This window comes from Streptomyces spectabilis (assembly GCF_008704795.1).
In the GTDB taxonomy this organism is placed as follows: Bacteria; Actinomycetota; Actinomycetes; order Streptomycetales; family Streptomycetaceae; genus Streptomyces; species Streptomyces spectabilis.
In genome coordinates, this window is the sequence record NZ_CP023690.1 from 4,850,431 (window position 1) to 4,867,790 (window position 17,360).

General features: G+C 72.6%; 16 protein-coding genes and 1 pseudogene. 11 read left to right on the plus strand and 6 right to left on the minus strand.

From position 1 onward, the window contains the following. The first annotated feature begins 37 nt into the window (after positions 1 to 37). Together CP982_RS21110 and CP982_RS21115 are read left to right on the plus strand one after the other, a co-directional pair. Complete coding sequence (locus tag CP982_RS21110; protein WP_150511961.1) at positions 38 to 682, plus strand: ATP-binding protein; 645 nt, start codon at positions 38 to 40, stop codon at positions 680 to 682. Positions 683 to 902: 220 nt separating this feature from the next. Further along, positions 903 to 1,868 (plus strand): DUF5926 family protein, encoded by a 966-nt coding sequence (locus CP982_RS21115; protein WP_150511962.1) that lies wholly within the window; start codon positions 903 to 905, stop codon positions 1,866 to 1,868. Positions 1,869 to 2,405: 537 nt separating this feature from the next. Here CP982_RS21115 and CP982_RS21120 read toward each other — a convergent pair. Together CP982_RS21120 and CP982_RS21125 are read right to left on the minus strand one after the other, a co-directional pair. Then, positions 2,406 to 3,032, minus strand: coding sequence for a hypothetical protein (locus CP982_RS21120; RefSeq protein ID WP_150511963.1), 627 nt, complete (start codon positions 3,030 to 3,032; stop codon positions 2,406 to 2,408). Positions 3,033 to 3,086: 54 nt separating this feature from the next. Beyond that, positions 3,087 to 3,839: a bifunctional DNA primase/polymerase gene (locus CP982_RS21125; RefSeq protein WP_229879306.1), complete on the minus strand. Its 753-nt coding sequence runs from the start codon at positions 3,837 to 3,839 to the stop codon at positions 3,087 to 3,089. A gap of 759 nt (positions 3,840 to 4,598) precedes the next feature. On the opposite strand from CP982_RS21125, the gene CP982_RS21130 reads away from it, so the two are divergent. The 3 genes and pseudogenes from CP982_RS21130 to CP982_RS21140 form a co-directional block, all read left to right on the plus strand. Beyond that, positions 4,599 to 5,981, plus strand: coding sequence for a PP2C family protein-serine/threonine phosphatase (locus CP982_RS21130; protein ID WP_245004350.1), 1,383 nt, complete (start codon positions 4,599 to 4,601; stop codon positions 5,979 to 5,981). Between the two features lie 139 nt (positions 5,982 to 6,120). Further along, positions 6,121 to 7,590, plus strand: a complete 1,470-nt coding sequence (locus tag CP982_RS21135) for an aminopeptidase P family protein (protein ID WP_150511966.1) — start codon at positions 6,121 to 6,123, stop codon at positions 7,588 to 7,590. Positions 7,591 to 7,756: 166 nt separating this feature from the next. After that, positions 7,757 to 8,953 (plus strand): annotated as a pseudogene (locus CP982_RS21140) (MFS transporter); the annotation flags it as partial. 69 nt (positions 8,954 to 9,022) lie between these two features. On the opposite strand, the gene CP982_RS21145 reads toward CP982_RS21140, so the two are convergent. Continuing rightward, positions 9,023 to 9,523, minus strand: coding sequence for a carboxymuconolactone decarboxylase family protein (locus CP982_RS21145; protein WP_184925179.1), 501 nt, complete (start codon positions 9,521 to 9,523; stop codon positions 9,023 to 9,025). 47 nt (positions 9,524 to 9,570) lie between these two features. On the opposite strand from CP982_RS21145, the gene pdxR reads away from it, so the two are divergent. Then, a complete protein-coding gene (pdxR, locus tag CP982_RS21150) occupies positions 9,571 to 11,037 on the plus strand; it encodes a MocR-like pyridoxine biosynthesis transcription factor PdxR (RefSeq protein ID WP_150511967.1) in 1,467 nt (488 codons plus the stop codon). Between the two features lie 107 nt (positions 11,038 to 11,144). On the opposite strand, the gene CP982_RS21155 is transcribed toward pdxR, so the two are convergent. Both CP982_RS21155 and CP982_RS21160 read right to left on the minus strand, forming a co-directional pair. Next, on the minus strand, positions 11,145 to 11,555 hold the full coding sequence (locus CP982_RS21155) for a cupin domain-containing protein (RefSeq protein ID WP_150511968.1): 411 nt from the start codon (positions 11,553 to 11,555) through the stop codon (positions 11,145 to 11,147). A gap of 106 nt (positions 11,556 to 11,661) precedes the next feature. Beyond that, on the minus strand, positions 11,662 to 12,108 hold the full coding sequence (locus CP982_RS21160) for a winged helix-turn-helix transcriptional regulator (protein WP_150511969.1): 447 nt from the start codon (positions 12,106 to 12,108) through the stop codon (positions 11,662 to 11,664). Between the two features lie 117 nt (positions 12,109 to 12,225). On the opposite strand from CP982_RS21160, the gene CP982_RS21165 reads away from it, so the two are divergent. Next, entirely contained in the window at positions 12,226 to 13,059 is an 834-nt protein-coding gene (locus CP982_RS21165; RefSeq protein WP_150511970.1) for an NAD(P)H-binding protein, read from the plus strand. Between the two features lie 42 nt (positions 13,060 to 13,101). Here CP982_RS21165 and CP982_RS21170 read toward each other — a convergent pair whose 3' ends face one another. After that, positions 13,102 to 13,686 carry an ATP-binding protein gene (locus CP982_RS21170; RefSeq protein WP_150511971.1) on the minus strand — a complete coding sequence of 195 codons (585 nt, stop codon included), beginning with the start codon at positions 13,684 to 13,686 and terminating at the stop codon, positions 13,102 to 13,104. A gap of 320 nt (positions 13,687 to 14,006) precedes the next feature. Here CP982_RS21170 and CP982_RS21175 point away from each other — a divergent pair, with 320 nt between their 5' ends. The 4 genes from CP982_RS21175 to CP982_RS21190 all read left to right on the plus strand — a co-directional run bounded on the left by CP982_RS21175 (position 14,007) and on the right by CP982_RS21190 (position 17,349). Beyond that, positions 14,007 to 14,840 carry a hypothetical protein gene (locus CP982_RS21175; protein WP_150511972.1) on the plus strand — a complete coding sequence of 278 codons (834 nt, stop codon included), beginning with the start codon at positions 14,007 to 14,009 and terminating at the stop codon, positions 14,838 to 14,840. Positions 14,841 to 15,107: 267 nt separating this feature from the next. Continuing rightward, complete coding sequence (locus CP982_RS21180; RefSeq protein ID WP_150511973.1) at positions 15,108 to 15,863, plus strand: YcnI family copper-binding membrane protein; 756 nt, start codon at positions 15,108 to 15,110, stop codon at positions 15,861 to 15,863. Between the two features lie 92 nt (positions 15,864 to 15,955). Beyond that, positions 15,956 to 16,681 (plus strand): SCO family protein, encoded by a 726-nt coding sequence (locus CP982_RS21185; protein WP_150511974.1) that lies wholly within the window; start codon positions 15,956 to 15,958, stop codon positions 16,679 to 16,681. Then, positions 16,678 to 17,349: a copper chaperone PCu(A)C gene (locus CP982_RS21190; RefSeq protein ID WP_184925139.1), complete on the plus strand. Its 672-nt coding sequence runs from the start codon at positions 16,678 to 16,680 to the stop codon at positions 17,347 to 17,349. Before CP982_RS21185 ends, CP982_RS21190 begins: the two co-directional genes overlap by 4 nt. Positions 17,350 to 17,360 lie beyond the last annotated feature (11 nt).

Sequence of the window (17,360 nt, forward strand, 5' to 3'; positions counted from 1 at the left end):
TGCACCGGCGCGTTCGTTCCGTATTCGATCGTGACGAGTGCGTCACCATCCCGGTGTTGGCCGGTTTCCGGTCCAGTCCATTGGGGCATCCACTCCGTGGCGTGGGGCAAAGGAGGTCTCGGGGGTGGCGTTTGTGGTGGCACGGGAAGTGCCCACGTCGTCGAGCATGGCCGTACCCCATGGTCCTGCGGGCGTGGGGGAAGCCAGACACCGGATGCGCGATCAGCTTCGCGTCAGCGGGGTGTCGGAGACGGTCATCGACGACGCCGTACTGATCCTTTCCGAACTGCTCAGCAACGCCTGCCGACACGGCAGGCCTCTGGGCAAGGGGCTGCACGACAGCCCGAAGGACAGTGACGGCAGCGGCGACGGAGACGTGCGCGCCGCCTGGCAGGTCGACAAGGCGGGACGCCTCACGGTCGAGGTGACGGACGGCGGCGGCCCGACCCGCCCGGTTCCGGCCACGCCGTCGGTCACCGCCCACGGCGGCCGGGGGCTCAACATCATCACCGCCCTCGCCGAGTCCTGGGGAGTCCGGGACGACGCCCGCGGGGAGGTCACGGTCTGGGCCCTGGTGCACGCCGGGCACCGCTCCGAGGACTTCGCTACGCGCGTCGCCGCCCCGTCGGCCTCCGCGATAGCCGAGCTGGGCTTCACGGACCCCTTCGACGACGTGGACTGACGAGCCCGGCACTGACGAGCGTACGTACGCGGACCGGCGAAGCCGCGCCTCTGTACGGCTGTACGGCGACTCCGTGCGACTCCGTGCGACGCCCGGACCGGGGCGGTCGGACCCGGGCCGCCGCCCGGCGGCCGCCGCACCCCGTGACCCCGTCGGTCCACCGTTGAACGGCTAGGCTCGCGCCCGTACGCAAGTGAGCCGTAACCGGGAGACACCCACGATGGCCAAGAAGCGCCCGCAGACGAAGGGCAAGCAGCCGCAGCTCAAGGACCACGAGGTCCCGGTGGTCGGCGCCAGGGAGCCCTGCCCCTGCGGTTCGGGCCGCCGCTACAAGGCCTGCCACGGCCGGGCCGCCGCGCACGCGGTCACCGAGCTGGTGCAGCGCCCCTTCGAGGGGCTGTCCGGCGAATGCGACTGGGTGGCGCTGCGCGAGCTGGTGCCCGCCGCCACGGTCGAGCTGACCCTGAAGGACGGGCTGCCCGAGGGCGTGCCCTCCGTGACCCTCGCGACGGTCCTGCCGATGGCCTGGCCCGCGCTGCGCCGCGAGGACGGCTCGGTCCTGCTCGGCCTGCAGAACGACACCGCGTCCGGCGACCTCAGCCGCGACCTGGCCGACACGCTGGCGCGCGCGCTCACCACGGAGCCGGGCCAGCCGGTGGCGGGCCGCAGGGCCCCCGCCGACGGGCCGCGCCTGCAGGACGTCCTCGACGACAAGGCGCCCTTCGAGCCGGTCGTGCACTCCGGCTTCGAGTTCTGGGTGCCGGACGCGGAGAACGCGTCGGCGGAGGTCTCGGCCTCCCTGGAGCGGGCGAACGCCGCCGCCATCCCGACCGTCAAGCTGGCCGGCGCCGACTCCGCGTACTGGTGCGAGACGCCGGAGAAGAACCACCTGCGGTGGGTCATGCCGCACGGCGAGGACGAGCTGCTCGACGCGCTCGCCCGCCTGCACGCCGCCGGTACGTCGAGCCTCGGCGAGGGCACGCGCCTGGTCGGCTCCTTCCGCGCGCACGGCCTGACCGTGCCGGTGTGGGACCTGCCCAGCGGCATGGGGGCGCAGGACGTCGAGAAGCCCGCGGCCGAGTTCGCCGAGCGGCTCGCGGCGGCGCTCGCGGTCACGGAGCCGCTGACCGCGGAGGAGCGGCGCGCCCGCGGCGGCCTCACCAACCGCCAGGTCACGCTCAGCTGATCCACTCGGGGTACGGCGGCTGAGCCGGAGGTTCGCCGCCATCCGGGCCGCCGTCCCGGGGGCCCGGCACCGCGCGCGGGGTTCCTTCCCCGCGCGCGGGAGCACCGCTTCCGCGCACGCTTCCCGAACCTCACACTGGACCTCCCACCGGCGCTTCGCCAACCCCCCTGCCCCGCTCACGGATGACATTCGGCTGAGCTCTCGCGTCGGATTTCGAACGGGTGGGCGGTGCCGAGCGCCGGGTAACGGCGTTTCGCCGTCACGTCGTCACGCGTTCTTAACCGGGCGAGTGCGCCCGGTGACCGGGCTGAGGCCGCGCAGGCGCCTCACCTCTGCCGCACTGACTCACCAGTCAGTCAGGCCGAACGCGTGACTCCTGTCACAACTCCCCATGGGCGCAGGTGAATCCCTGTCCGGATAACTGAGATCGAATTTGCCAAGCGCAGATCTCTTGTTACCGTTCAGGTAGCCCGGTTGCTGGTGCATCCCCCGTCGCCAGCAACCGGGCGTTTCCATGCCCGGACAGTAGTCACGCGCTCAACTGCCCTGTGGCCCGCCGGAGTTGCTGCCCGACCGCAGCAACAGGGCGTCCCCGCTCTCACTCGCGAACTCCGCGACCGCCGTGTAGTGCGCCGCGGTCCCCGACGTGCGCTCCCTGGGGGTGTCGCACGCCCCCGGTTCGTCCCCCGCGCCCACCACGCAGTGCATCTGCACCGTGCGCCCCTTGGGGCCCATCACGCTCAGGACGGCCTCCAGGGCCTCACCGGTCACATTGCGGTAGTAGGTGCGCGCCCAGGTGTCCGCGCCTTGGGTCAGTACGCAGGTCTGGGCCTCGACGCCGTCGGGCGAGGAGAGTTCGGGACCGCAGCGGGAGAGCGTGTCGGGCAGGGGCGCGGCATCGGCGGCGGAGTGCGCGGTACTGCCGCCCCCTGCCGACTGCGGCCGGGCAACCGGCTCGGCCGGGGACGCCCGGTGGGCACCGGCCTCCTGCGCGCCGCCGTCCGTCCGCGGGGGCAGCGCCCCCGCGCGCCCCGGGTCCGCGGGCGCCTTGGCGTCCTCGAAGACCGGCCCGGCGGCCGCCCCGGCGAGGGGCAGCAGCGCGGCGGCGGCCACGATGCCCAGGAGCGCGAGCAGGCGGGGGTTCACGGCCGGGCGCGGGTGCATGCGCCGAAGATAACGACCCCGGGCGCCCGCCCCGGCGCCGCGCGCCCGATTCCCTTAGAACTCGGGCGCGCTCACACCCGTATGAGTGAGCGCGTCGACCACGGCGTCCACGACGACTTCCACATCCGGCACCCAGGGGGCGGCAGAGCCGGGCAGGGGGCCCCGTTCCCAGCGGACCTGGCCCTGGCCGGTCTCGGAGGGGGGCAGCGGGAGATACCCGCCGTCCCCGTGGAAACGCAGCGAGCCGGGCACCCGGTCCTTGGCGTACAGGAGCTCGCCCAGGCGCTCCATGGAGTACGGCGCGACGAGGACGAAGTAGCGGGCCGGCGTGGCCACGACGGGGCCGAGGCGGACGCCCGCGAGTTCGAGTGCGGCGAGGGCGCGCGCGCCGGCGGCCGCGGGCAGGCTCACGGCGCACGGGGCGCGTCCGCCGGTGGCGAGCAGGACGGGTGCGCCGGGCCGGTTGGTCCACCACCAGCGGACCATGCGCTCGTCGGTGGTGGCGGCGAGGAGCCCCGGGTCGAGCGGGTGGGCGCCCGGAACGACGCACTCGGGGTCGGGGCAGGCGCACCGCACCCGGCCGCCGCGAGCGGCGTCGCGCGAGGTGAGCGGCAGTTCAGGCCGCTCGTCCGCCGCGCTTCGCCGGGCGGCGCGCGACCCCCGCTTCGCGCCCCGCTTGCCGCTCCTTCTGCTGCTCTTGCCGCGCGTGTCGCCCTGCCGCTCGCCGGGTCCGGAGCGCCCTTCGAGTCCGGCGATGTCGTCGAGGAGCTGCCTGCTCTGCCCTTCGATTCCGACACCGGGCAGCACGGGCCAGCCCCATGCTGTCGCGAAGGTCAGGGCCGCACCGATCAGAGAGGGACTCTGGTCAGACTTCCTACCGATTCGCCAGGACAGGAGCCTGCGTCGCCTTCCGAGGATCTCGCGCATGAGCGCTCGTTCCTTTCCGTTACACGCAGAGGGACACTTCGGGCCACATCACACCATGTGTGGATCTCTATCGCTGTGTACGAGGTGCGCGTACAAGGTGCATGCAAGGTGCGTACAAGCTGGCGCGTCACACCCCAGCCTGCGGCATGGGGAACCCCTATGGGCCGAGCGTTGACGTGGCGTGGGGTGGCGGCGCCTGGCGTTTGCCGTCCCGCGTTTTTCCTGCCCCCGGTGCCACGGGACGATGGGGCGCGGTCGCCGTGGGTTAAGACGTCCGGGTCCGGCGGCAGGTTCCAGGCGTCGCGCAACTGCCCCTGGCCGACCCCGAGCCACCACTTGAATCCGTACCCATCACGGCCGCTGTGACGCTCCTTCGAACAATGTCAGTCGACCGCAATATGCCCTTCCCTGCAACAGTTTTGAGCCAAGTTCTCAAGATCATTTTCAGTTCACAGAATTCACACGCGGCGCACTGGACACCAGGAATCCCAGCAGGACAATGCTGGACATCCCCTCTCCACTGCGTGTAGATGTGGAGACATTGCTAGCGGCGCAGAATGACAGGGGGTTTGCGATGCTATTGAGCAATACGCACTGGCCGGAAAGCGGTCAGCCATGAACGCCCCTCACCTGCCGAAAGTGGCCGGAATCGATTCCACTGTTCCCCCACCGGCGCACACTGTCCCGCCTGTCGCGCCCTCCCCGGAGGCCCCCGGCGCCCCCGGCGCACTGATCCAGGACCGCCTGGCCGGCTGGGTCTCCGACCTCACCACGCTGCACGAACTCACCGAGCGCCTGTCCCGCACGGCCACCCTGGACGAGGCCCTGAACGAGCTCCTGCGCGCGGGAGCCGCCCTGGTCGGCGCCCGCCGCGGCCTCGTCGTCGTGGAGCCCGCCGACGGCCTCGGCCCCGACACCACCGTCGGCCTCGGCTTCGCCCGCGCCGACCTCGGGTATCTGGAGACGGTGCCGCGCGCCGCCACCTCGTACGGCCGGCTCCTCGAAGCGAACGCCGCGGGGACCCCCCTCGCGGAGGTCGCGCAGCCGGACCTCTTCGCCGACGAGGGCCTCGACCCGCGCCACCGCGAGGTCGCCCGCCGCCTCGGCTACGCCGCGAGCTACGCGCTGCCCCTCGCCGCCGAGGCGACCGGCGCCGTCGGCGCGGCCGTCTGGCTGTACGACGAGCCCGCCGAACCGGCGCCGCGCCGCCGCCATCTGATCGGCCTGTACGTCCGCTACGCCGCCGAGCACCTGGCCCGCCTCGTCGAGCTCACCCGCGCCCGCACCACCGTGGCGACCCTGCGCGAGGAGCTGCTGCCCTCGCGCCTGCCGCGGGTCGCGGGCGTGCAGCTGGCCGCGCGGCACCGCGCCGGGGCGCGCGGCGGCGGCGACTGGTACGACGCGCTGCCGCTGCCCGACGCGGCCCTCGGCCTCGCGGTGGGCTCGGTGACCGGGTCCGGGCCGAGCGCGGTCGCCGCGATGGGACGGCTGCGCGCGAGCCTGCGGGCGTACGCGGTGATGGAGGGCGAGGACCCCGTCGCCGTCCTGTCCGACCTGGAGCTGCTGCTGCGCCTGACGGAGCCCGCGCGGTCGGCGACGGCCCTGTTCGCGTACTGCGAACCCGCGCTGCGCAAGGTCGTCGTCGCCGGGGCCGGGCACAGCCCGCCGCTGCTGATCGGGGAGCGGCGCACGGAGTTCGTGGAGACCTCCCTGTCCGCGCCGCTCGGCATGCTCGCCTGCTGGGAGGCGCCGAGCGTGGAGATCCGCCCGGAGCCCGGGGAGACCCTGCTGCTCTACACCGACGGCCTGCTGCACCGCACCGGCGACGCGATGGACCGGGCGTTCGCTCGGCTGCACGCGGCGGCGGCGAGCGTGCCGAAGGCCGCCCGCGAGGACCCCGGGGCGATCGCCGACCACGTGCTGCGGGCCGTGCTGCCCGAGGGCCTCGACGGCGAGGGCGGCGACAAGGACGCCACCGCGTGCGACGAGGACGTGGTGCTGCTCGCGGCCCGGTTCGAGTAGGCCGCCGCGGGGCGCGGCGCGCGACCGGCGTCCGCGTGACCTTCCGACTGCGCTGTGTAAGGGTCCTTCTGCCTCTGGAACCCCTTCCGGACCGCCGTACGATGAGGAGGGTCCGTTGTCGTACATAGGGAGGCAGACCGTGTCGGACGCCCTCAACCCGGAGACCCCGGAAGAGCTGGTGGAGACCGAAGAAGAGCCGATCAAGCAGCGCAAGAACGGCCTCTACCCCGGTGTCTCCGACGAGCTCGCCGAGAACATGAAGTCCGGCTGGGCCGACACCGAGCTGCGTGACCTGGAGCCGATCGCCCAGGCCGGGCACACCGCCGCCCGCCGTGCCGCGCTGTCCGCGCGCTTCCCCGGCGAGCGCCTGGTGATCCCCGCGGGCAATCTGAAGACCCGCTCGAACGACACGGAGTACGCCTTCCGCTCGTCCGTCGAGTACGCGTACCTCACCGGCAACCAGACCGAGGACGGCGTCCTCGTCCTGGAGCCCACGCGGGACGGCCACGAGGCGACGATCTACCTCCTTCCGCGCTCCGACCGCGAGAACGGCGAGTTCTGGCTCGACGGCCAGGGCGAGCTGTGGGTCGGCCGCCGGAACTCGCTGACCGAGGCCGCGAAGCTGTACGGCATCCTCGCCTCGGACGTGCGCGAGCTGACGGGCAAGCTGAGCGAGGCCACCGGGCCCGTCCGCGTCGTGCGCGGCTACGACGCCGGGATCGAGGCGGCCCTGACCGACAAGGTCACCGCCGAGCGCGACGAGGAGCTGCGGGTCTTCCTCTCCGAGCAGCGCCTGGTCAAGGACGAGTTCGAGGTCGGCGAGCTGCAGAAGGCCGTGGACTCCACGGTGCGCGGCTTCGAGGACGTCGTGAAGGTCCTCGACAAGGCCGAGGCCACGAGCGAGCGCTACATCGAAGGCACGTTCTTCCTGCGCGCCCGCGTCGAGGGCAACGACATCGGCTACGGCTCCATCTGCGCCGCGGGCCCGCACGCCACCACCCTGCACTGGGTGCGCAACGACGGCCCGGTCCGCTCCGGCGACCTCCTCCTGCTCGACGCCGGTGTGGAGACGCACACGTACTACACGGCGGACATCACCCGCACGCTGCCGATCAACGGCCGGTTCAGCGAGCTGCAGAAGAAGATCTACGACGCGGTGTACGAGGCCCAGGAGGCCGGCATCGCGGCCGTGAAGCCGGGCGCGAAGTACCGCGACTTCCACGACGCCTCGCAGCGCGTGCTCGCCGAGAAGCTGGTCGAGTGGGGCCTCGTCGAGGGCCCGGTCGAGCGCGTCCTGGAGCTGGGTCTCCAGCGCCGCTGGACGCTGCACGGCACCGGTCACATGCTCGGCATGGACGTCCACGACTGCGCCGCCGCGCGCACGGAGACGTATGTGGACGGCACGCTTGAGCCCGGCATGTGCCTGACGGTCGAGCCCGGTCTGTACTTCCAGGCGGACGACCTGACCGTGCCCGAGGAGTACCGCGGCATCGGCGTGCGCATCGAGGACGACATCCTCGTCACGGAGGACGGCAACCGGAACCTGTCCGCTGCGCTGCCGCGTCGCGCGGACGAGGTCGAGTCGTGGATGGCCGGGCTGAAGGGCTGACGCCCGCTTCGGACGCTGTCTTATCGGCCTTCGGCCTCGTCCTCAAACGCCGGACGGGCTATTTGTCGCCCGTCCGGCGTTTGCGTACCAGTGCGAGAAGTGGCCCATGAACCGGCCTGGGAAATGGACCACTTGAGGGTGCCACCGGCTCCCTAATGTTCGGGACATGACGACGCCCCGGCTCCTTCCCGCCCGCGGTCCGCTCCGGCTTCTGGCCCTCGCCCAGCTCAGCAACTCCGTGGGCGACGGGGCCTACTACGTCACCTCGGCCCTGTACTTCACGCACGTCGTCGGCCTCGCCCCGGCGAGGATCGGGCTCGGGCTCACCGTCGCCTGGGCGGTGGGCTCGGTCGTGGGCGTGCCGCTCGGACGACTCGCCGACCGGCGCGGGCCGCGCGGCACCGCCGTGCTCCTCGCCCTCGCGACCGCGGCGGCCGTGGCGTCCTTCCTCGTGGTGCGTGGCTTCGTGCCCTTCGTGCTGTCCGCGCTCGTCTACGCCACCGCCCAGTCGGGGCTCGCCGCCGCGCGGCAGGCGCTGCTCGCCGGGCTCGTCACCCGGGACGAGCGGACCGGCGCCCTCGCCCACCTCCAGTCGACGCTCAACGCGGGACTCGCGGTGGGCGCGGCCCTCGGCGGGCTCGCTCTGCACCACGGCGGCGAGGCCGCCTATCTGTCGGTGTTCGCGCTCGACGCGGCGAGCTTCGTGGCGTGCGCGTACGTCCTGGGGCGGCTGCCCGCCGTCGCCCCCGCCCCAGCCGTCCCGGGCGACCGGCTCGTGGTGCTCAAGGACCGCCCGTATGTGGTCGTGACCGCCCTCAACACCGTGCTGTTGCTACGAATGCCGCTGCTCAGCCTGGGCGTTCCGCTGTGGCTCACCGAGCGCACCCAGGCGCCCGCGTGGCTCGTCTCGGCCCTGTTCGTGCTCAACACGCTGGGGGTGATGGCCTTCCAGGTGCGCACCGCCCGTGCGGTCTCCGGGGTTCCGACGGCGGTGCGGGCCGTGCGCAGGTCGGGTCTGCTGATGCTCCTGACATGTGCGGTGTTCGCCCTCTCGGCCGTGGACGCCGGGCCGTGGGAGGCGGCCGGGGTGCTCGTCGTCGGGTCCCTGGTGCTGCTCGCCGCCGAGATGCTCCAGTCCGCCGGTTCCTGGCAGCTCGGCTTCGACCTGGCACCGGCCGGGCGCATCGGCGAGTACCAGGGCTTCTTCGGCACCGGCGTCACCGTGGCCCGCACCCTGGGACCGATGGTCCTCACCGCACTGCTCGTGGAGTGGGGGACGCCGGGGTGGCTGGTCCTGGGCGGGATGATCCTCGCGGCGTCGTACGCGATGGGGCCTGCGGCCCGCTGGGCGGAGACCGATCGCGCTGCGCGCTCGGCCGCAGGCCGACAAGCCAGGAGTGCCCCGGGGAAGGCAACTGTCCAGCGTGGCGGCTCAGCCTTGGCGCTCGTCCGTGCCGGCGACCTTGGCCGTGGCCAGGGCGATCCGGTTCCACGTGTTGATCGCGAAGATCAGGGACAGGACCTGGGCCAGTTCGGCCTCGTCGAAGTGGGCGGCGGCCTCCGCGTAGACGGCGTCGGGGACGCCCGCGTCGGCGAGGCGGGTCACCGCGTCGGTCAGCGCGAGCGCCGCCTGCTCCTTGGCGGTGAAGAAGTTCCTGGCCTCGCGCCAGACGGCCACCATGTGCAGCCGGTCCTCGCTCTCGCCCGCCTTGCGCGCGTCGTTGGTGTGCATGTGCAGGCAGTACGCACAGCCGTTGAGGTGCGAGGCGCGGATCTGGATCAGCTCGACCAGGGCGGGGTCGAGGCCGTCGCGGGCGGCGGCGTCCAGGCCGATGACGGCCTTGAAGACCTTCGGGGCGACCTTGGCGAAGTTGAGGCGGGGGGTCTGGGCGGCGGGGGCGGCGGTCTCGATGACTGCGGTGTTGTTCGTCATGACCATGAATCTACGAGCCACAAAGACCTTGGGTAGGGTGCACTTCCATGGTGGAATCATGGGTCAATTCGGCCGAGCGCATCGGCGCCGACCTGCACGTGGACCTCTCCGGGAGCGGTAGCCGTCGCGCCGCCCTCATCGGGGCCCTGCGCGAGGCCGTGCGCTCCGGGCGGCTCGCTCCGGGCACCCGTCTGCCGCCGTACCGCTCCCTCGCCGCCGACCTCGGGATCGCCCGCAACACCGTCGCCGACGCGTACGCGGAGCTGGTCGCCGAGGGCTGGCTGACCGCCCGCCAGGGTTCGGGGACGCGGGTCGCCGAGCGCGTCGCGCCGCCCCCGCGCGTACGGGTCCCCAAGCGCGCCCCCACCGTGCCCGCGCCCCCCGCGCACAACCTGGTGCAGGGCCAGCCGGACGCCGGCTCCTTCCCGCGCACGGCCTGGCTCGCCGCCGCCCGGCGGGCGCTGACCGCCGCGCCCAACGAGGCGTTCGGGCCCGGCGACCCGCGCGGCCGCATCGAGCTGCGGCGCGCGCTCGCGGACTATCTGGCGCGCTCGCGCGGGGTGCGGACGGACCCGGAGCGGATCGTGGTGTGCTCCGGTTTCGCGCACGCGCTGCGGCTCCTGTTCGGCACGGGCTCCGGCGGAGTGCTGCGCGGCCCCCTCGCCGTGGAGGCGTACGGGCTCGGCTTCCACCGCTCCCTGCTCTCCACGGCCAAGGTGCGGCCCGTTCCGCTGTCCCTCGACGAACACGGCGCCCGCGTCGAGGAGTTGCCGGACGCCACGAGTCCGGTACGTACGGTGCTGCTCACGCCCGCGCACCAGTTCCCGACCGGCGGGCCGCTGCACCCCGCGCGCCGCACCGCCGTCGTCGACTGGGCCCGCACGCGCGCGGGGCTGATCCTGGAGGACGACTACGACGGGGAGTTCCGCTACGACCGCGAGCCCGTCGGCGCCCTCCAGGGGCTCGACCCCGAACGGGTCCTCTACGTCGGCTCGGTGAGCAAGAGCCTGTCCCCGGCCGTGCGGCTCGGTTGGATGGTCCTGCCCGAGCACCTCGTGGACGCCGTCGTCACCGCCAAGGGCGAGCGGGAGGCGTGGGCCAGCGTCCTCGACCAGCTCACGCTCGCCGAGTTCATCGCGTCCGGGAGCTACGACCGCCACGTACGCCGCATGCGCCAGCACTACCGACGCCGCCGCGACCAGCTCGTGGCCGCGCTCGCCGAACACGCCCCGCACATCACCGTCACCGGCATCGCGGCGGGGCTGCACGCCGTGCTCCAGCTCCCGCCCGGCACCGAGGCGTCCGCCGTGAAGGCCGCCGCCTGGCACGGCGTGGGCCTGGAGGGGCTGGCCGCATACCGGCACCCGGAGGCGACGGCAACGGCCCCCGACGGGCTGGTCGTCGGCTACGCGACACCCGCCGAGCACGCGTACACAGCCGCGATCGAGGCCCTGTGCCGGGCACTGCCGCCCGCCGCCGACCCCGACAGGGGCGTCCGAACCGTCGGACGTTAGCGGCGCACGAAGGCTCGTACCGCCTACGCTCGTATCCCCTACGGGGGAGCAGCCATGACGAACCCGCAGGCGCCCGATGGCATGGTGCGGCACATCCGGCGGAGCGCTCAGCGCGCGTCCGCCGCCGTGAGCTGGTACAGCTCCGGCACGGAGACCTTGATCGGCTCCTGGGTGGTGCGCGCGATCACCACCACGACCGGCTCGTCCGGGTCGGGGTGCTCCTCCCGGTGCGGGACGAACGGGGGCACGAGCAGGAAGTCGCCCGGGCCCGCCTCGATCCTGACTTCCTGCTCGCCGTCGTGGAAGACGAACACCGGGTGGCCGCTCACTACGTAGATACCCGCCTCGGACGCGCCGTGGTGGTGGTCGTCGGTCTTGCTCATCGGCTCGTGCCGCACGAGCCCCATCCACAGGTTCCGGGCGCCGACCGTGCCGCCGCTGAGGGCGGTGTAGCCGTCCAGCTCCCCGGCGCGGACGTGGTGGACGCGGTTGTTCGGCGGTGTGTCGTGCGTGGACATGGTGTGGCCTCCTGACGGTTTCGAGCGTCTTCCGGACTGGGTCCAGACTGCGATCGACACATCGGAAGCGGCAACCATTGTTGCCATAACGGCAACTCGGGCATTCCTAACGGGAGTCGGTGGCTCCCTGTGCCCCGTCCTGTGCCCCGTCGTACGCCTGCCGTGCCGCCGCTATCGCCGGGCGGTGGGCTATCGACCAGTCGGCGAGCGACTTGATGAGGTGGGTCAGGCTGTGGCCCATCTCCGTCAGCTCGTACTCGACCTGGGGCGGGATCGTCGGGTGCACCGTCCGCTTCACCAGGCCGTCCCGCTCCAGGCGGCGCACCGTCAGCGTGAGCATGCGCTGCGAGATGCCGCCGTGGATGCGGCGCTGGAGCTCCTTGAACCGCAGTACGCCGCCCGCCAGTTCGACCACGACGTACACCGACCACTTGTCGCCGAGCCGGTCCAGGACGTCCCTGACCCCGCACTCCTCCTGCGGCGTCTCGCACGCGATCACGGGCTCGCCGACGAGCGTCTTGAGGGTGGTTACATCCGTGTGCCCCGCTGACATCAAAGTGCCTCCTTACGCGATCCCCCACCATCGAACACGATGGTCACGTACCGAATGCACAGCACTTCCGCACCGGTCGTCACCTCATTCAACCGCTCGTTCCGGGGGATCGTTCCCATGCTGCTCATCACCGGCGCCACCGGCGCACTCGGCCGGCTCATCACCGCGAAGCTCGCGGACCACGCAGACCACGCTGGCCGCACCGACGCGCCGTTCGTCGTCGGCACCCGCGATCCCGCGCCCGGTCAGCGCCGCGTCGACTTCGACGACCCGGAGTCCCTGGACTTCACCGGCGTGGACACGCTCCTCGTGATCTCCGCGGGCGCCGCCGAGGACGACGTCGTCATCGCCCGGCACGAGGCCGTGATCACCGCCGCCGAGAAGGCCGGCGTCGGCCACCTCGTCTACACCAGCCTGAGCGGCGACGGCGACCACCTGACGTACGCGCTCGCCCACCGCTGGACCGAGCGCAGGCTGCGCCGCTCCACCCTCGCCTGGACGGTGCTGCGCAACGGCCTGTACGCGGAGTTCCTCGCCGCCGTCGCCGCGCCCGGCCCGGACGGGACGATAGCCGCGCCGCTCGGCGACGGACGGCTCGCCGCGGTCGCCCGCGAGGACCTGGCCGAGGTCGCCGTCCGCGTGGCCACGGCCCCCGCCGCCCACGCCGGGCGCACGTACGAGCTGGTCGGTGAGGAGCCGCTCGGCGGCGCCGACCTGGCCGCGGCGACCGGCGGTTCGTACGAGCCCGGCGGTCTGGAGGCGACCCGCGCCGCGATCACGGGGGCCGGTCAGGCCCTGCCCTTCCAGGTGCCGATGCTCCTCAGCACGTACTCGTCGATAGCGGGCGGCTTCCTCGACGGCACCTCCATAGCGGACAACGCCCTGCGCACGCTCCTCGGCCGCGCCCCCCGCTCCGCGCTCGACGCGTATGTGACGGCGGTCCGGGGCTGAGTCCGGCGCGTCCCGGGCCGGGTCCTGCGGGCCCCGGGCGGCTCACACGGCCGCGAGCGGGGCGTCCTCACGCCACTTGAGGATCTTGTCGAAGCTGATCACCGCGCCGCCGCCGCGGCCCGGCCTGTTGCCGAAGTGCACGTCGTCGGCCAGCTCCCGGATGAGACACAGACCGCGGCCGCTCTCGGCGGACTCGGAAGGCGGCGCGGGCGCGGCGGGCGGGCCCTGCGTCCGGGCCTTGCGCTGGGTCTGGGCGGTCCCCGCGCCCGCACGGCGGCGCGTGCGGCGGCCGCGCCCGGTGCCGCGCCTGCCCTTCACCCTCGTGGCGGGCGTGTTCGCGGCACTCATGAAGACCCGGCCCGGCGGCAGGCCGGGGCCGGAGTCGGCGACCTCGATGCGGCACTTCTCGCCGTCGAGATAGGCGGTGACGCGGTAGGCACCCGCCGTGGCGCCCGTCGCACCGCCGTGCTCCACCGCGTTCGCACAGGCCTCGGTCAGCGCGAGCGACAGGTCGTACGAGACGTCCGGGTCCACCCCGGCCGTCTCCATCGTGCCGATGAGCAGACGCCGCGCGAGCGGGACGCTCGCGGCTTCGCGCCGCAAATGGAGGGACCACCAGATGCTCATGCTTCAGCCTCCTGGCATGCTCCAGCCCTCTGGCCGCGGCTCGACATACCGATACGTATTGCCGCCAGTGCCCCGGGATAAGCGCCCAGTTGACGTGACGCCGCCCATACGGCGGACGCGGCGAGGGCTGTGTCCGGTGTAGCGGGACATACGGCTGCGCCTACCCGGCACGGCACCACGGATTCCCGGAGCCGGTCCCCCTCAGGGACGCAGTCACCCTTATCGCTCATTTCGGTTGATTCCGTCGCCTTGCGGCATGGACGGGAGCTTGCGGACCTGCCGCACGGGGTCGGGCGGCCCAGTGCGATGATGGCCCGGCCATGACTGCCCCCCACCAGCGCCAGGCGCGCGCCGGAGCCGATCTCCGGCTGCTGCGGGCCGCGATGTTCGCCGCGGTCTGCCTCGTGCTGTCCGCCGGGGGCCATGTACTCGCTTCCTGCGCCACCGTCCCGCTGTGGACGCTCGGCGCCGGGTTCCTCGCCGTGCTCGCGCTCGCGGTGCCCCTCGCCGGACGGGAGCGGTCGCTTCCGGGCATCGCGGGGGCGCTCGCGGTCGGACAGCTCGGGCTGCACGCGCTGTTCGGGCTCGGCCAGCACGGCACGGCCATGGCGGCGGGCGGCACGGGCGGCGGCTCGCTCGTCGAGCGCGCGGCCAGCATCGTGTGCGGGGCGGGCGGAGCCACCATCACCCCCGTCCAGGCCCGGCAGATCCTGGAAACCGCGGGCGTCGACCCGTCCGGCGGCCACGGCGCGCACGCCCACGCCACCGGTGAGGCGGCGGCCGCGCAGACCACGATGGCGGGTTCGGCGATGTCCGTCCTGCCGTCGCTGCCGATGCTGCTCGCGCACGTGCTCGCGGCGGTGGCCGCGGGCTGGCTGCTGCGCCGCGGCGACGTCGCGCTCATGCGGCTCGTCAGGCTCTCCGCCCAGGGGGCGCAGGGAGTCGCCCAAGGGGCGCTCATGCGTTCCCTGCGCGCCGCCCTCGCGCTTGTCCGCGCGCTGCGCGCCGGGCTTCCCGGCGCGCCCGAGCAGGCCTCAGGACCGGCGCGCGCGGCCCGCACCCTGGTGCCGCCGAAGCTCCGGGCGGCCGTGCTCCAGCACACGGTGATCCGGCGCGGCCCGCCCGCGGCCGCCGCGTTCTCGCTCGCCGCCTGACGCGGACCGCTCCACCTGCGCCGCCGTACGCGTACGCCATGACGTACCGACGTACTGAGTGACGTACGGCCGTACTGACGTACTGCTGTGGGAGGGGTGCCGCGCGGCGCGTCCGCACCTGCGCGTGGCCCTCGGGCCCGCCGCAGCGCGTCCCCTTCCGCACACCTCTCGTCCGCACAGCCGTGCCTTTCGCTCACGTGGGCCCCACGGGTCCCGCCACGACGGTCCGGCCGCCGCGCACTCCTGCCGAAACTGGAGCACTCCGCCATGACGACCCAGAAGTCCCCGAAGTCCGCCGCCCTCACCCGCGCCTCCGTCGTGGGCGGCGTCGCCGCCTCCGCCGTCCTGCTGCTCTCCGTGCCCGCCTTCGCGCACGTCAGCGTCAGCCCCGAGGGGCAGGCGGCCAAGGGCGGCTACGCGACCGTCAACTTCAAGGTCCCGAACGAGCGCGACGACGCCTCGACGACCAAGCTCGAAGTCACCTTCCCCACCGACCACCCGCTCGCGTCCGTGATGCCGCAGCCCGTGCCCGGCTGGAAGGCGAAGGTCACCAAGACCAAGCTCCAGAAGCCGATCGAGATCCACGGCGAGAAGATCAACGAGGCCGTCTCCAAGGTCACCTGGACCGCCGACGGCAAGGGCGTCGAGCCCGGTTACTTCCAGAAGTTCCCGCTGTCCATCGGCCAGCTCCCCGAGAACGCCGACCAGCTGGTCTTCAAGGCCCTGCAGACGTACGACAACAAGGAAGTCGTCCGCTGGATCGAGCCGCAGAAGGGCGACGAGGAGCCGGAGTACCCGGCGCCGACGCTCCAGCTGACCGCCGCGTCCGACGACCACCACGGCGCCTCCGCCGCCAAGGACGACAAGTCCGGCGCCAAGTCGGGTGACGCCAAGCAGGAGACCGCTTCGGACGGCGACAGCAGCGACACCACCGCCCGCACCCTCGGCATCGTCGGCATCGTCGTCGGCGTCGCGGGCGTGGCCTTCGGCGTCGTCGCCCAGCGCCGCCGCGCCACCAGCTGAGGCGTCGCCGCCTCGGCCGCCCTCGGGACGCGCCGACGCCGGACACCCGGCCCCGGCGCGTCCCGGCCCCCTCACATCTGGGACATTTTCGTATGCGCAAGTTGAGCAACCAGACCACCACGTCGGGCCCGAAGACCACGAAGAGGCGCGCGCTGGCCGGCGCCGCCCTGCTCGCCGCCGCGGGGCTCACGCTGACCGCCTGCGGCGGTGACGACGGCGACAAGAAGGACAAGCCGATCGCCGACGTCTCCGTGGAGGCGGAGTCGAAGCAGGCCGCGACCGTCCTCGACAAGCCGTTCAAGAAGCCGGACCTGGTCCTCACCGACACCCACGGCAAGAAGTACGACCTGCGCGAGCGGACCAAGGGCAAGCCGGTGCTGCTGTACTACGGCTACACCAACTGCCCGGACGTCTGCCCGCTGACGATGAGCAACATCGCCGTCGCCAAGAAGGACATGCTGCGCAAGAAGGCCGTCACCAAGGCGGAGCTCGACCAGCTCCAGGTCGTCTTCGTGACCACCGACCCCGAGCGCGACACCTCCAAGGAACTCGGCAAGTGGCTGAAGGCCCAGGACCCCGAGTTCATCGGCCTGACCGGTGACTTCCCGACCATCCAGGCCAGCGCCCGGACGGTCGGCATCAGCATCGAGCCGTCCAAGAAGCTCAAGAACGACAAGATCGAGTCGATGCACGGCACCCAGGTCATCGCGTTCTCCCCGAAGACCGACGCCGGATACGTCGTCTACAACGGCCAGGACACCCGCGCCGAGGAGTACGCGCAGGACCTCCCCAAGATCATCAAGGGACAGAACCCGTGAACCACCGCACCACCCGGCGCCGCCTCCTCACCGGCTGTGCCATAGCCCTGACCGCGGGCCTGGCCCTGACCGGCTGCAACGACGACAAGGACGACAACGGCGACAAGGGCACCAAGAGCTCCGAGGCCTCGGCCGACGCGGCCACGAAGCCCGAGCTGAAGGTCAGCGGCGCCTACGTCCCCGTCCCCGCCATGGACGACATGGCGGGCGGCTTCTTCACGCTCACCAACAAGGGCGCCGCCGACAAGCTCGTCTCGGCGTCCAGCCCGCTCGCGGGCAGCGTGACCCTGCACGCCACCAAGGGCAGCACGATGAAGGAGCAGAAGTCGTTCGCCGTGCCCGCGAACGGCCGGCTCGTCTTCGCCCGCGGCGGCAACCACATCATGCTCGAAAAGCTGAAGCACAAGCCCAAGCAGGGCGACAAGGTGGAGGTCACGCTCCGCTTCGAGAAGTCGGCCCCGATCACGGTCGAGATGCCGGTGAAGGAGGCGACGTACAACCCGAAGCCGCACTCCGGCGACCCGAAGAAGCACGCCGAGCACGACCAGCACGCCATGGCCGACGGCTCCACGGCCGATGGTTCCAAGGCCGGCAGCTCCATGGCCGACGGTTCCAAGGCCGACCAGCACGCCTCGCACTCGTCGCACGCCTCGCACTCGTCGCACTGAGGGGACTGAAG

What these genes read in the sequence shown, in the direction of transcription:
- CP982_RS21115 (WP_150511962.1), top strand. Translation starts at nt 903, where the DNA reads ATGGCCAAGAAGCGCCCGCAGACGAAGGGCAAGCAGCCGCAGCTCAAG.
- CP982_RS21120 (WP_150511963.1), bottom strand. Translation starts at nt 3,032, where the DNA reads ATGCACCCGCGCCCGGCCGTGAACCCCCGCCTGCTCGCGCTCCTGGGC.
- CP982_RS21145 (WP_184925179.1), bottom strand. Translation starts at nt 9,523, where the DNA reads ATGACGAACAACACCGCAGTCATCGAGACCGCCGCCCCCGCCGCCCAG.
- pdxR (WP_150511967.1), top strand. Translation starts at nt 9,571, where the DNA reads ATGGTGGAATCATGGGTCAATTCGGCCGAGCGCATCGGCGCCGACCTG.
- CP982_RS21155 (WP_150511968.1), bottom strand. Translation starts at nt 11,555, where the DNA reads ATGTCCACGCACGACACACCGCCGAACAACCGCGTCCACCACGTCCGC.
- CP982_RS21160 (WP_150511969.1), bottom strand. Translation starts at nt 12,108, where the DNA reads ATGTCAGCGGGGCACACGGATGTAACCACCCTCAAGACGCTCGTCGGC.
- CP982_RS21165 (WP_150511970.1), top strand. Translation starts at nt 12,226, where the DNA reads ATGCTGCTCATCACCGGCGCCACCGGCGCACTCGGCCGGCTCATCACC.
- CP982_RS21170 (WP_150511971.1), bottom strand. Translation starts at nt 13,686, where the DNA reads ATGAGCATCTGGTGGTCCCTCCATTTGCGGCGCGAAGCCGCGAGCGTC.
- CP982_RS21175 (WP_150511972.1), top strand. Translation starts at nt 14,007, where the DNA reads ATGACTGCCCCCCACCAGCGCCAGGCGCGCGCCGGAGCCGATCTCCGG.
- CP982_RS21180 (WP_150511973.1), top strand. Translation starts at nt 15,108, where the DNA reads ATGACGACCCAGAAGTCCCCGAAGTCCGCCGCCCTCACCCGCGCCTCC.
- CP982_RS21185 (WP_150511974.1), top strand. Translation starts at nt 15,956, where the DNA reads ATGCGCAAGTTGAGCAACCAGACCACCACGTCGGGCCCGAAGACCACG.